This is a genomic window from Rhodoferax sp. LS1P39 (assembly GCF_056521425.1).
Map to the genome: position 1 here is coordinate 1 of NZ_JBWMAV010000015.1, position 14,667 is coordinate 14,667.

Here is a 14,667-nt window from a genome sequence, read left to right on the forward strand (position 1 = left end):
AGGCCGGGCTGCCGCCAGAGGCCTTCTTTGCCGACGCGTTCACCAGCGAAGCTGACAAGGCTGCTCCCTAGGCATGGCCATCCGCGTCGGAGACGATATTACCTTTCGCCGGCTGGAGATCTTTCTGGCCTTCATGCAGGAGGGTAACTTGACCCAACCTACACTACATCCAATAAATGTCCGACGGAAGAAGAAGGCATACCTCCCCCAAATTTCGCTAGAGAATTGCGTAAAAAATGTCGATGCAACTAATGCAATCCTCGATGGAGGTTATAAAGAAATGGCTCATATTGTGACTGATATATTTTATTTATTTTTACGCAAAAGAATAAATAATATCACTCCTGTGTTAGGAGTAATATGGTAATAATTTTAATTTCTAGTATTGCATGTTAGGCTCTAAATAAATGCTGAAGATGTGACATATTTGGTGGCTGTGCACATAAAAAATGCGCTATATTTGTAACGGGTATAAATAGAAAATTTTATGATTATGGGGAAAATTTTGAAAAAAAAATGTAAATATCTTCCATTTGTGGCTCGCAAAATGTCTATTGGTATACTTTGTGGGTTGATGGCATCATGCTCAATTTTTACACCTGGGTATCCTGCTGCACCAACAAGCGCAATCACGAATGACTACAACTATATTATTGGTCCGGGCGATGCATTAAGTATTACTGTATGGCGTAATCCTGAGCTTTCGATGTCGGTTCCCGTGCGGCCAGACGGAAAATTAACTACACCGTTGGTGGATGAATTGGAAGTACAGGGGAAAACATCTGTTCAAGTGGCACGAGAAATTGAAGTAATACTCGGAAAATTTGTTCGCGATCCAGTGGTAACCGTGATGGTAACCAGCTTCGTAGGGCCATACAGTGAGCAGATTCGTGTAGTAGGTGAAGCGGCAAAGCCACAAACGCTACCGTACAAAAGTAAAATGACAGTGTTGGATGTGATGATTTCTGTAGGTGGGCTAACAGATTTCGCGGATGGAAACAATGCAACAATATTACGAACCTCTGAAGGAGATAAGCGGTATTCAGTACGCTTAAAAGACCTGGTTAAAAGAGGCGATTTTTCGAGCAATGTAGAAATGAAGCCTGGCGATATTTTGATAATTCCGCAGGGATGGTTTTAATCTAAATTTCAAATTATAAATAATTAGTTAAATTTAAGAATATTTAAATAATGGATGAGTTAATTAGTCAGTTACTAACTTTCGCAAGAGGTTCTTGGAAGCATCGTTGGTTGGGTCTTCTTGTTGCATGGCTTGTCGGTGTGATTGGGGCGGGAATAGTATTACGAGTGCCTGATAAATATGAAGCGTCAGCACGTATCTATGTCGACACACAGTCTATCCTTAAACCATTGATGTCAGGGTTGGCCGTTCAGCCGAATGTAGATCAGCAAGTCGGAATGTTAAGTCGAACACTAATCACCAGACCCAATGTAGAAAAGTTAATCCGTATGGCTGATCTTGATCTTGGAACTGTATCTAAAGGAACACAGGAAGGATTAATTGATCAACTAATGAATTCATTACAGATAAAAAGTACTGCAAGGGATAATTTGTACACACTTTCATATCAAGATCAAAATCCTGATCGGGCGAAACGTGTCGTTCAGTCGCTTGTCTCAATATTTGTTGAATCAAGTTTAGGTGACAGTCGAAAAGATACTGACGCTGCTAAAAAATTCATAAATGAACAAATAAAAACATATGAATCAAAATTAGAATCAGCTGAAGCTAGACTAAAAGAATTCAAACTCCGTAACATCGATGTACAAACAGCAAACGGTGGAACTGACATAGCGGGGAAATTAAGTGAAATAAGTACTCAACTGAATCAAGCGAAACTTGAGTTACGTGAAGCAGAAAATGCACGAGATGCGTCAAAAATTCAATTGCAAAGTGAAAAATCTGAAAATGCAAATATTTCATCTAAAAGTTTGATGCAAGAATCGGCTCAGTCTTTAGCCACTCCTGAAATTGATTCACGTATAGAAGTACAGAAGAGAAATTTAGACAGTTTACTTCAGCGATTTACTGATCAACATCCCGATGTTATAGGTACACGGAGATTAATTAAAGAATTAGAAGATCAGAAAAAGAAAGAAATTCAAGAATTACGAAAATCGGCGATGTTAAGTCCGTTAAATTCTACAAATAATACACTGGCTTCACAAGAAATGAGCCGACTGCTAGCAACTTCAGAGGTGCAAGTCGCGGCACTACGGGCTAGAGTCTCTGAGTACACGTCACGATATGAAAAAGCTCGTGAATTTTTAAAGACCGCACCCCAAACAGAAGCTGAATATGCTCAGTTGAATCGAGATTATGCAATTAACAAAAAAAATTATGAAGATTTAGTCAGTAGACGTGAATCAGCATCTTTATCCGGTGATTTAGAATCTGCTGCTGGCGTTGCTGATTTTCGATTGATTGATCCGCCCAGAGTTTCCCCTAAACCTGTGGCCCCCAATCGGTTACTCCTTTTACTGTTAGCCTTAGTTGCTGCCTTGGGGACTGGGGGTTTTACTGCATTTGCCGCAAGTCAATTAAGACCTGTGTTTCATGATGCAAGGACTTTACGCAACGTAATTGACCTCCCACTTTTGGGTGTGGTTACTTTGGTGTTGAGTGATACCGCAAAGCGTAAAGAGAGATCTGATCTTCGTAAATTTTTTGGATTTTTAATTGCATTAATTATCGCGTTCATTTTGTTAATTTCTGCATTAGCATTTATATCTGGACAAATAGGTTAAAAATGAATAGCTTAATTGAACAGGCAACCCGCCGTCTTGAGCAGCTGCGTCAAGCTGGAGTTATCTCAAAAGATTTTGACAATGTTAACCCAGATGAAATTTCTATTGAAAAATCAAACGTCGAGAGTTCTTCGGTTTTAAAAAATAATAAAATTCTTGAAAGCACTACAAAACCATTATCTTATTCAAGAAAAGTTGATTTAGATTTAGACGCGTTAGCTGGGGCAGGTATCGTTAGTCCTAATGCACCAAGATCTCAAATTGCTGATCAGTATCGTGTCATAAAACGCCCTCTCATCAGCAATGCCATGGGTAAGGGAGCCTCGTTAATAGAAAATGGCAACTTGATAATGGTTACTAGCGCATTAGCGGGAGAAGGAAAAAGCTTTTCTGCAATTAATTTGGCGATGAGTATCGCAACAGAGTTAGATAATACGGTAATGCTTGTTGATGCCGATGTTGCGCGCCCTTCGGTACTGCGTATGTTAGGGTTGCCGGCTAGTCCGGGATTGCTTGATTTGCTTGTGGGTGATGTTGATGATTTATCTAGTGTTCTATTAAAAACAAATATTGATAAATTAACTTTGTTGCCTAGTGGAACTCCGCACCTACGTGCCACAGAATTATTGGCTAGTGATGCCATGAGTCAATTAATTAAAAATATTGCAAATAGATATTCAGATAGAATTATTATATTTGACTCCCCGCCACTCCTATTGACTACTGAGTCAAGAGTTTTAGCAACGCACATGGGACAAATAGTAATGGTGGTGCACGCGGAAAAAACTCTTCAAGTCGATATTCAACATGCTCTGTCTTCGATCGAGGCATGCCCAGTCAAAATGATGGTTCTAAATCAAGCTAAAAATAATTTGCAAGGTGGGTATGGCGGTTATGGATACGGTTATGGATATGAACAATGAGTGACCTATATTTTATTTCATTATTAGTATGAAGCTATATTTCAACAATTCATGTTTATTTAAATATAAAAAATTTCCATTTTTTTTTGTTGTAGTATCTTGTTTTGCAATAAATTCAAATGCCCAAGCAACCCTATCCGCACCTTTAAGTTTAGGGGGGCTTTTTCATATGTCACCAAGTTTTTCATTAAACGAGACTTGGACTAATAATTTGACTCTGGAAAATGGAAATAAAAAATCAGGATGGATTACTGAAGTTAGCCCGGGAATAAATATCCGGAGTGGATCTGGAAAAATTAAGGGATACTTGAATTACTCTCTGAATTTTATTAATCGCAGCGATGACCAAGGTAAAAATTCAACCCAAAATTCACTGAATTCATCAATTAATGTTGAAGCGATAGATAGACATGGATTTCTAGATATCTCAGGAACTATAAGCCAACGAACAATATCTGCTTTTTCGATTCAAAATAGCGATTTTAATAATATAAATTCAAATAAAACTGAAGTTTCTACATATAGTTTGGCCCCCTACTATCGTGGCAAAGTATCTAATTATTTCGACTATGAGGCAAGATACAGTTTAGCCACTACTCGAGCTAAAAGCGCCAATAATTTTTCATCCGATACAAAAACATCATCAATTAGTTTAAATGGAGATGATTTTTTTGGAAGAATATCATGGACATTAGGTCTAAATCGTCAAGTAGTTTCTAGAATTAACACTCTAGACACCAAAGTAGATAGTTTAAAAATTTCTCTGAATTATCCTGTCATTAATAGTTTAATGGTTTCTGTTTCAGGTGGTCGTGAATCTCAAAACTATACATCAGCCGCAAAAACTGACTCCTGGACTTCTGGCATGGGATTAAACTGGACTGTGTCTGAGATGACAAAAATTTCAGCTAATTTGGAAAATAATCCCTTAGGAAAAATGCATAGTTTGAATTTTGAACACAGAACACCTCGTACAAGTTGGCGGGTGAGTGATGTCAAAAGCGTCTCTATGTCAAATGGAAAAAATTCTTCAAGTCTGGGTAATAACTATGAGTTATTATTTAATCAATTCTCTTCAATTGAGCCAGACCCAATAAAAAGAGCCCAACTCGTTGATAATTATCTGCAGACATATGGTATCAATCCAAACTCAACGGCATTGAATGGATATTTAACATCCGGAACTTCACTACAGAGAGCGCAAAATATCTCTTTTGCGCTTCTTGGTCTTCGGGATACTATTACCTTTACTGCCTCTAAGAGTACAGGCAAGAGTGTAAGCACTTCATCTTTTGTTGCCGATGATTTCGGTAACTCTAGTTCCATACATCAAAGTGGCTTTAGTGTTGCTTATACACATAGATTAACTTCTAACGCCACGATTAGCAATCAAATTTCGATTCAAAGAACAAATGGGCAATTAGACTCTCAAAAATCAGAAGTTAGATCCGCTAGTATTAGTGCTTCAACGCGGATGGGAGTGAAAGCATATTTAACTTTGAGTGCGAGGCGATCTGTCTCGACCAGTGGATCGTTTCCATATAGCGAGGCGGCGGTCACAGGTAATTTAACAATGCAGTTTTAAGTTATGTATGAAGATTTCTATGGGCTTAGCACCAAGCCATTTCAACTAAATCCTGACCCATTGTTTTACTTTGCAAGTAAACAGCATAGAAGAGCAAAAGCATATCTAGAATATGGTGTGCTAAGAAATGAAGGTTTCATTATTATTACTGGTGAGGTTGGCGCTGGTAAAACGACTATAGTTCGAAGTCTGTTAGATAGTTTAGATGCAGATAAAGTCGTTGCCGGTAATCTGGTAACCACTCAGTTAGACGCAGAAGATACTTTACGTATGGTTGGTGCTGCGTTTGGAGTACGTACAAACGATTCTTCTAAAGCTGACATTTTATTAGCTCTAGAAGCTTTTTTTGTCAGCCAAACTAGCTTGGGTAAACGTTGTTTATTAATAATTGATGAAGCTCAGAATCTCACACCGCGTGCGGTTGAAGAATTAAGAATGCTATCAAATTTTCAGTTTGGAAAACAATCACTACTGCAAAGTTTTCTGATCGGACAACCTGAGTTCAGAGATATATTGCAAAATCCAAGTATGCAACAGTTACGACAGCGGGTTATTGCCGCATGTCACATTGGTCCTATGGATACCGAAGAGACTCAAGGATATATTGAACACAGATTGAAATGTGCTGGATGGACAAATAGGCCTAGTTTTGCTACCGAAGCATTTGAGGCACTTTTTGATGCAAGCGGAGGGATACCTAGGCGCATTAATTCAATTTGTGACCGACTTTTGCTACTTGGATTTCTAGAGAACAAAGATAGATTTGACGAAAATGATGTTAAAGCAGTATCTCGTGAAATTCTAGAAGAATCTGGTCATGTATCAATTGAAAAAACCTCATCCGATAGTATTTTCAACGAAAATTCTAGTCTTTACAATGGTCGTGATAGTTTGAATAATTTTTCCGATTGCGAGAATTTTTCCATTAAAAAAATAAATGAAATAGAAAACTCAAATTTAAGCGATAAATTAGAGCGGGTGGAAAATAGTATGCTTCGTTTAGAGAAAAATAACACGGAGATATTATTGATATTAAAAAGCATTCTTTTATCTATTAAAAATTAATAATATAAATACATGTCTATTCGTTACATCATTTGCGTAGTTGGTGCTCGCCCAAATTTCATGAAAATGGCTCCCATTTTGCGAGCCATATCAATAAAACTACCTAATACCGCAGTCCTTCTTGTTCATACTGGACAACATTACGACAAGGATATGAGTGATCGATTATTCGATGACTTGCAGTTGCCACGGCCAGACATAAATCTTGAAGTTGGCTCTGCAACGCATGCGGTCCAAACCGCAGAAGTAATGCGAAAATTTGAGCCAATTTTAGATGTTTACAATCCATATTGTGTGATAGTTGTTGGTGATGTTAATTCAACGATAGCATGCACATTAGTGGCGGTTAAAAAAGGTGTTCTTGTAGCCCACGTAGAGGCCGGTCTGCGCAGTTATGACAAAAAAATGCCGGAAGAGATTAATAGAGTTTTAACTGATCAAATCGCCGATCGCCTCTATACAACCGAAAGATCTGCTGAAGGTAATTTAAATAGAGAAGGAATTTCTTCCGAACAAATTTGTTTTGTCGGGAATGTCATGATTGATTCTTTAATATATGGCCGAAAAAGTGCGCCCAATGTTTTGGATGTATTGAAATCTGCTAATGTTAATTCATCTATATTAAGTAGTTTGAGAAAGTATGCGGTGGTAACACTACATCGACCATCAAATGTGGATCAACTGGATAATCTCCAATATCTATTAGATGTACTGGTTGAGGTTTCTAATAAATTGCCTTTAATATTTGCTCTTCATCCTCGCACAAAAAATAATATTGAAAAATTTAAGCTTAACTATATTTTTGATGTGAAAAATATAGTATTTATGCCACCTCAAGGTTACCTTGAAATGCTTGGATTGATGTCAAGCGCCGCTGTAATTCTTACTGATTCAGGGGGACTCCAGGAGGAATCTACCGCCCTGGGGGTGCCCTGTTTAACGCTAAGAGAAAATACAGAGCGGCCAATTACAGTAGACCAAGGTACAAATACCATTGTTGGTCGAAATCGTGAGTTGATTTTATCGAATGTTGATGAAATATTGATCGGAAGAGGTAAGTCTGGACGTGTGCCTGAATACTGGGATGGGTCAGCAGCGGAGCGAATTGCCGACGACTTAAAAACATGGCTAATGTTGTAATCTCAAGTTGTATCCAGCATGTATCATAATAATATTATCACTAACGCTTTTACTGTTGATGTAGAAGATTATTTTCAGGTCTCAGCATTTTCACCTTATATTAAAAGAAGCGATTGGGATTTGCATGATTGTCGCGTTGAGAAAAATATTGAAAAGATTATAAGTTTATTAGATAATAGTGGCACAAAGGCCACTTTTTTTACATTAGGATGGATTGCAGAGCGATTTCCTCAAATGGTAAGAAAAATCACTCAGGAAGGGCATGAATTAGCTAGTCATGGATATGGGCACGAGCGCGCCTCTGATTTATCTAAGAATGATTTTTTATCAGATATACAGTCCTCAAAAAAAATTTTAGAGGATATATCAGGAGTTCAAATTAAAGGGTATAGGGCACCGAGTTTTTCTGTTACAGAAAATAATTTATGGGTTTTTGATTGCTTGCTGTCTTCAGGTTACAAGTATAGTTCTAGTATTTACCCAATAAAACATGATCATTATGGTCTGCCCGAATCACCAAGATTTTCTTATCCTGTGCGTGAAGGATTGATAGAAATTCCAATTACTACTTTACGTTTGTTTGGAAGGAATTTCCCGTCTAGTGGTGGAGGATATTTTAGATTATTGCCATATTCTTTATCAAAATTAATGATTGGTAGAGTTTTATCTGCCGATAGGCAGTCGGCCGTCTTCTACTTTCATCCTTGGGAATTAGACAATGATCAGCCTAAGATTAAAAATATAAATATAAAAACTAGATTTAGGCATTATATAAACATAAAAGGGATGGAGGGGAAGCTAATAAAATTGCTTTCCGATTTTAAATGGGATCGAATTGATAAGGTTTTTTCAGTGTAATTTATGAATATGAAGATAGAGGTTAAGCGATTAAAAGTCAATGATTCTGATACCATTAATTTGTGGGATAAATTTGTTTTTTCTAACGTTAACGCAACTTTCTTTCATCGTGCTGGTTGGCAGAAGGTAATAAATAGTGTGTTTAATCATCCAACGTATTTTTTATACGTTGAATCAGCTGGCATTATTCAAGGAATTCTTCCACTGGCACATGTTAAAAGCATTTTGTTTGGAAATTCTCTTATTAGTTTACCTTTTGCGGTATACGGTGGAGTTGTCGCGGTTAACGATGAGATCGGAAATACTTTAGAGCTTGCTGCGCAGGACTTGGCGAAAAGCCTGAATGTCGATCATCTTGAATTTCGGAATTTAGTTCAACGGAATGCAGATTGGCCTGCTCAAGATATTTATGTAACTTTTCGAAAATCTATTCTTCCCACTGAAGGAGAGAATTTATTAGCAATACCACGTAAACAACGCGCCATGATCCGCAAGGGTATTAAAAATGGTTTGTGCAGCGATCTTGATTTTAATGTGGATAGATTTTTTAGCTTATACGCTGATAATGTTCATCGCCACGGTACGCCAGCGATGCCGAAAAAATATTTTTCAGCTTTAAAGGAAGAGTTTGGCACTGATTGTGAAGTGTTAATAGTGTCTACTGTAGATGGTCTTCCAGTTAGTAGTGTAATGAGTTTTTATTTCCGCGATGAAGTTCTTCCATATTATGCTGGTGATAGTGTTTCTGCACGTGATCTGGCTGCTAATGATTTTAAGTATTGGGAACTATTGCGTAGAGCGTGTGAGCTCGGATTAAATACATTTGATTATGGTAGAAGTAAAATTAATACCGGATCTTATGCATTTAAGAAAAATTGGGGATTTGAGCCTAAGTCCTTGAGTTATGAATATTGTCTATATAAAAGGGATTCAATTCCTCAGAATAATCCATTAAATAAAAAATATTCTATTTTTATTTCGGCTTGGAAGAGATTGCCTGTTTCTGTTGCGAATGCAGTAGGCCCTTTTATTGTTAAGAGTTTGGGTTAATTTTTTGCGTAATATACTTTATCTGGTGCATAGACTTCCTTATCCTCCCAATAAAGGAGATAAGGTACGGTCTTATAATTTATTAAAACATCTTTCTGTTGGAAATAATATTTATTTGGGTACCTTTATTGATGATCCTTTGGATGAGAAATATTTAACTGTCGTACAGGGTTTGTGTGCGTCGTTATATTTTGAGAGATTAAGTAGAGGCCGTTCAATACCCCGAAGTTTAGTTGGACTTTTTAATAAAAGCGCATTGACACTTAATTATTACCATAGTCGAACTTTTCAAGTTTGGGTAGATGAAATTATTAAAAATAATAGAATTGATGCAATTGTTGTATTTTCTTCGGTGATGGCGCAGTTTGTGCCTAGCGATTTTTACGCCCGTATGTTAGTTGACTTTGTTGACGTTGATTCTCGGAAATGGGCTGAGTATTCGGATCAAAAGTATTTTCCTATGTCTTGGTTATATCGAAGAGAAGGTAGGTGTCTTTTAAAGTATGAGCGTTTTTTGGCATTGAAAGCATCACATTCTTTTTTTGTGACGGAAAAGGAAAGAAATCTATTTTCTACTATTGCACCCGAAAGTTCATTTAAGACAAGTGCAATAAATAACGGTGTCGATTTGGATTTTTTTACCCCAAACTATACATTAAAATCTCCTTTTGATAAAGATGATGAAAACTGTATTTCTATTGTTTTTACTGGAGCAATGGATTATTGGCCAAATATTGATGCTGTGATTTGGTTTGTTGATAATGTGTTTTCTTTGCTTAGTAAGAATAATTCTAATTACCGATTTCACATTGTTGGTCGTAATCCATCTCAAGCAGTTCTAGATCTGCGTTCTAAGTCGATATCTGTTACTGGTACGGTTGTAGATGTTAGACCGTACTTGCAGTTCTGCACAATCGTGGTTGCTCCGTTAAGAATTGCACGTGGCGTTCAAAATAAAATACTTGAAGCTATGTCGATGGAAAAACCGGTTGTTGCATCTGTAGAATGCGTTCAAGCCATAGATTCGACGGATGGTATTAATGTATTAGCCGCAGAGACCTCGCTTGAGTTTTTTGAAAAAATAGAATTTTTAATAAATAATAAACAACAATCTGTTGCAATTGGCAGGGCTGCACGGGTCAATGTAAAAGAGAAATATGCCTGGAGTTCGCATTTGAAAAAAATTGATAAATACTTAAATTTTGATGAGGCCTAGGCTACTTTATGATTATTAATTCGCCAGATTCTAATAGAAAAATTTGGCTTAACGCGATATTTTCTTTTTTCATTGTTTTGTCGTGGATATTATTTCTATTCTGGGATACATTTTCTGGAATGGTTTCTATATGGGCTAGATCCGAAACCTTTACTCATGGTTTTTTGGTTCTGCCCATTGTCATCTGGCTGATTTGGCGTAAAAGAAATTATCTTTTTGCTCGGGTACCAAAGCCAAACTATTTTGGTCTGGTTTTTATTATTGCTGTGGCAATAATATGGATTTTGGGTGATCTGGTTGCTATTAATTCTGTTACTCAATTGGCATCCATCGCGCTTGTTGTTTTGTTAGTTTTCGCGGTTTTTGGGTGGTCCGTGACATCGGTTATTGTTTTTCCTTTATTTTTCTTGTTTTTTGCAGTGCCATTGGGTGAATTTTTACTCCCATTACTTATGGAGTGGACGGCAAAGTTTACTGTCATTGCAATTCGTTTAAGTGGTGTTCCTGTATATCAAGAAGGTCTGCAGTTTGTAATATCGTCTGGTAATTGGTCAGTGGTCGAGGCCTGTAGTGGTGTTCGGTACTTAATTTCTTCAGTCATGATCGGGACGCTTTACGCCTATCTTAACTATCAATCATTAAATCGTCGTCTTATATTCATTGGCGTTTCTATTGTTATTCCTGTTTTAGCAAATTGGATGCGCGCCTATTTTATTGTTATGCTCGGGCATTTTTCTGAAAATAAGCTTGCTGTGGGGTTTGACCATCTTATTTATGGTTGGGTTTTTTTTGGCGTTGTTATTTTATTGATGTTTTTAATCGGAGGGCGCTGGGCAGAGAATGAGAGTTCCGATGAAAACTACGCTAGCAATGACGTTATAGGTAAAGGTTCTCGCCCATCTTATTTTTGGATAAATGCCTTGTTGATTGCGATTGCGATGGGTATTCCTATTGGATGGAGTAAATTTACTCTAATTGATAATAGATTATCATTGCCTATTATTTCTACGCCAAAGAAATTTTCCTCTACTTGGAGTCGAGTTGACGGAAAAATAAAAATTTTGAAACCCAGTTTTCAAGGTTCAATTAAGAATATAGATGGCACTTATGAGAAAAATTCGTTGCTTGTTGGATTATATATTGCGTATTATAGAAATCAAAACTATAATAATAAACTGGTAAGTTCTGAAAATTCTATTGTTAATACGAAAAGTAAAGAATGGCTTCAAACCGGTAGTGGAAATTATGTCTTGCACGGTACGGTAGATCCCTTACCTGTTCGCGTAACGAATCTTCGCGGCTTAGGTGGTCGCGATCAGATTGGGAATAGTCGTCTGCAAGCATGGCAATTCTACTGGGTAAATGGGGTATTTACTGATAACGACTATAAGGCCAAAGTTTACGGTGCGATACAGCGTTTGTTTGGGAATGGAGACGATTCTGCTATTATTCTTTTATATGCCCAAGATGATGATGACGAGTTAGCTAAAAAATCGATGGAAAAATTTTTAGAAGATAATTATAGTGAAATTAAAGTTATGCTGGAAGCGACTCGCTCTGAGTAGGATTTTTTGATTATTTAATGTTTTAAGGAATTTAAATGACTGTTGTTGCTGTTATTGGTTTGGGGTATGTCGGTTTGCCATTGGTCATAGAGTTTGGTAAACATTTTAGGACTATCGGTTTTGATATATCTATATCTAAAGTTGATTCTTGTTTAAAAGGTATTGATCCTTCTCGTGAGTTATCTAATGCGGAGATGTTGTCTGCTTCTCACGCGGTATATACGTATGATGCCACGATGCTTGCTGAGGCGGATATTGTGGTAGTAGCTGTTCCTACACCTGTTGATGACGCTCATATTCCTGATTTTCGCCCATTGATTGGTGCCAGTACGAGCGTCGGTCGCCATATAAAGGCTGGCACTATTGTTGTGTATGAATCGACCGTTTATCCAGGCGCAACCGAAGAGGTGTGTATCCCCGTTTTGGAGCGGGAGTCGGGTATGAAGTGGAAACAAGACTTTTTTATTGGATACTCCCCAGAACGGATTAATCCTGGTGATAAAGAGCATACATTGACTAAAATTTTGAAAGTTGTATCAGGTGATACGCCTGACACATTGGAGAAAGTGGCTCAACTTTATGAAAAAATTATTGTGCCTGGAGTTCATCGTGCATCCTCGATCAAGGCTGCTGAGGCCGCAAAAGTCATTGAAAATACCCAAAGAGATCTAAATATTGCTTTAATGAATGAGTTGGCGATTATTTTTGACAAAATTGGTATTGATACCACGGAGGTTTTGGAGGCTGCTGGAACTAAGTGGAATTTCTTGAAGTTCAAACCTGGCCTTGTAGGCGGTCACTGTATTGGTGTTGATCCTTACTACCTGACTCATAAGGCCGCTATGCTTGGCTACCAGCCAGAAGTGATATTGGCTGGACGGCGTATCAATGACAGTATGGGGAAGTTTATTGCTGAACAAACTATCAAGCATATGATTGCTTCTGGCAGCTATATAAAAGGAGCGCGGGTCAATATGTTGGGACTCACTTTTAAAGAGAACTGTGGTGATTTGAGAAACTCCAAGGTTATTGACATTATAAAAGAGCTTAAGTCTTACGGCGTCGAAGTGTTTGTTACAGATCCCCAGGCTGAAGCGGAGGAAGCAATGCACGAATATGGTGTTCGTTTGCTGACTTGGGATGAGCTGCCTCGTGCTGATGCTATTGTGGCTGCTGTTGCTCACAGCGAATATGCTGCGTTGTCTATGGAGGATTTTGGCAAAAAGCTCGTCAAAGGCGGCGCTTTTATTGATGTGAAGTCTTCGTTCGATCGCGTTGCGATTGAGGCTGCTGGTTATAAGCTGTGGAGGCTCTAACAGATAGCCGTTTTTTGGTGGTGCATGTTGTGTATCGCTTTGACATGGGTGGATTGGAGAATGGAGTTGTTAATTTGATTAACAACATGAGTTTTGAAAAGTATCGTCATGTCGTAGTTGCACTAACCGACGTTACCGAATTTAAAAAACGAGTTAAACGCGATGATGTCGTCTTTTATGCTCTTAATAAACCATCTGGTCATGCATTTTGGCTGTATCCCAGGTTGTTTCGTTTATTCAAGAAATTGCGTCCTGCCATTGTTCATACCAGAAACCTCGCAGCCCTTGAAGTATTGATTCCTGCATGGGCTTCTGGTGTTTCTGTCCGTATCCATGGAGAGCATGGTCGCGATGTAGGTGATTTTGACGGTAATAGTAAAAAATACCAATGGATGCGCCGTGTTTATGCACCGTTTGTTACCCATTATTTGGCGCTGTCGCGTGACTTGGCGTCTTATTTGACAGACAAAGTTCATATTTCCACCAAACGGATAACGCAGGTTTATAACGGAGTGGATTCCTCACGTTTTTCGCCTGCGGATGTTGTCGGACGTTCTGTGATCCCTGGATGTCCGTTCGTGGACATAGGCTTGTGGGTCGTCGGGACGGTCGGGCGTATGCAGACCGTCAAAGACCAAGTAACTTTAACCCGCGCTTTCATACGTGCATTGGAGATATCGCCAGAACTGAAAACGTGCCTGCGTCTGGCGTTGGTCGGTGATGGACCATTGCGGGAACCATGCCAGATGCTGTTGGATACGGCTGGCCTGTCGCAACTCGCTTGGCTACCTGGTGAGCGTAATGATGTGCCTGAGATCATGCGAGGGCTTGATTGCTTTGTATTGCCATCGCTGGCAGAGGGTATTTCCAATACGATACTAGAGGCTATGGCTTGTGGCTTGCCTGTGATCGCTACCGACGTGGGTGGCAATGCCGATTTGGTAATCGACGGGGTTACCGGGCAAATTGTGCCTGCTGGCGATGTTGACGCTATTGCCTGCAGCTTGGTGCGATTGGCGCGTTCACCAGAATTGGCGCAGAAGATGGGCCGCGCGGGTCGGCAACGCATTCTGGATAAATTTAGCCTTGATGCCATGGTTGGTACTTACCAAGGCCTGTACGATCGACTTTTGGGCATAAGCGAAAACGCTGTGCCACTAGCTCCCACCAACAAATAACC

At 38.7% G+C, this 14,667-nt stretch carries 12 protein-coding genes; all 12 read left to right on the top strand.

Annotated elements, in window-relative coordinates:
- Positions 1 to 547 precede the first annotated feature (547 nt).
- From AC097O_RS19705 to AC097O_RS19760, 12 genes are read left to right on the top strand one after another with little or no spacing between them, the layout of a single operon-like run.
- Entirely contained in the window at positions 548 to 1,141 is a 594-nt protein-coding gene (locus AC097O_RS19705; protein WP_479594683.1) for an XrtA/PEP-CTERM system exopolysaccharide export protein, read from the top strand.
- A 50-nt stretch (positions 1,142 to 1,191) separates the two neighbouring features.
- Positions 1,192 to 2,769: an XrtA system polysaccharide chain length determinant gene (locus AC097O_RS19710; RefSeq protein WP_479594557.1), complete on the top strand. Its 1,578-nt coding sequence runs from the start codon at positions 1,192 to 1,194 to the stop codon at positions 2,767 to 2,769.
- Positions 2,770 to 2,771: 2 nt separating this feature from the next.
- Positions 2,772 to 3,692 carry an XrtA-associated tyrosine autokinase gene (locus tag AC097O_RS19715; RefSeq protein WP_479594558.1) on the top strand — a complete coding sequence of 307 codons (921 nt, stop codon included), beginning with the start codon at positions 2,772 to 2,774 and terminating at the stop codon, positions 3,690 to 3,692.
- A gap of 28 nt (positions 3,693 to 3,720) precedes the next feature.
- Complete coding sequence (locus AC097O_RS19720; RefSeq protein WP_479594559.1) at positions 3,721 to 5,277, top strand: TIGR03016 family PEP-CTERM system-associated outer membrane protein; 1,557 nt, start codon at positions 3,721 to 3,723, stop codon at positions 5,275 to 5,277.
- Between the two features lie 3 nt (positions 5,278 to 5,280).
- On the top strand, positions 5,281 to 6,342 hold the full coding sequence (locus AC097O_RS19725) for an XrtA/PEP-CTERM system-associated ATPase (RefSeq protein WP_479594560.1): 1,062 nt from the start codon (positions 5,281 to 5,283) through the stop codon (positions 6,340 to 6,342).
- 12 nt (positions 6,343 to 6,354) lie between these two features.
- Positions 6,355 to 7,482, top strand: coding sequence for a non-hydrolyzing UDP-N-acetylglucosamine 2-epimerase (wecB, locus tag AC097O_RS19730; protein WP_479594561.1), 1,128 nt, complete (start codon positions 6,355 to 6,357; stop codon positions 7,480 to 7,482).
- Positions 7,483 to 7,500: 18 nt separating this feature from the next.
- Complete coding sequence (locus tag AC097O_RS19735; protein WP_479594562.1) at positions 7,501 to 8,340, top strand: XrtA system polysaccharide deacetylase; 840 nt, start codon at positions 7,501 to 7,503, stop codon at positions 8,338 to 8,340.
- 9 nt (positions 8,341 to 8,349) lie between these two features.
- Positions 8,350 to 9,390 carry a FemAB family XrtA/PEP-CTERM system-associated protein gene (locus AC097O_RS19740; protein ID WP_479594684.1) on the top strand — a complete coding sequence of 347 codons (1,041 nt, stop codon included), beginning with the start codon at positions 8,350 to 8,352 and terminating at the stop codon, positions 9,388 to 9,390.
- A 25-nt stretch (positions 9,391 to 9,415) separates the two neighbouring features.
- Entirely contained in the window at positions 9,416 to 10,606 is a 1,191-nt protein-coding gene (locus tag AC097O_RS19745) for a TIGR03087 family PEP-CTERM/XrtA system glycosyltransferase (RefSeq protein WP_479594563.1), read from the top strand.
- Positions 10,607 to 10,614: 8 nt separating this feature from the next.
- Positions 10,615 to 12,171, top strand: a complete 1,557-nt coding sequence (gene xrtA, locus AC097O_RS19750) for an exosortase A (RefSeq protein WP_479594564.1) — start codon at positions 10,615 to 10,617, stop codon at positions 12,169 to 12,171.
- Positions 12,172 to 12,206: 35 nt separating this feature from the next.
- Positions 12,207 to 13,487 (top strand): nucleotide sugar dehydrogenase, encoded by a 1,281-nt coding sequence (locus AC097O_RS19755; protein WP_479594565.1) that lies wholly within the window; start codon positions 12,207 to 12,209, stop codon positions 13,485 to 13,487.
- A 17-nt stretch (positions 13,488 to 13,504) separates the two neighbouring features.
- Entirely contained in the window at positions 13,505 to 14,665 is a 1,161-nt protein-coding gene (locus AC097O_RS19760) for a TIGR03088 family PEP-CTERM/XrtA system glycosyltransferase (RefSeq protein ID WP_479594566.1), read from the top strand.
- Positions 14,666 to 14,667 lie beyond the last annotated feature (2 nt).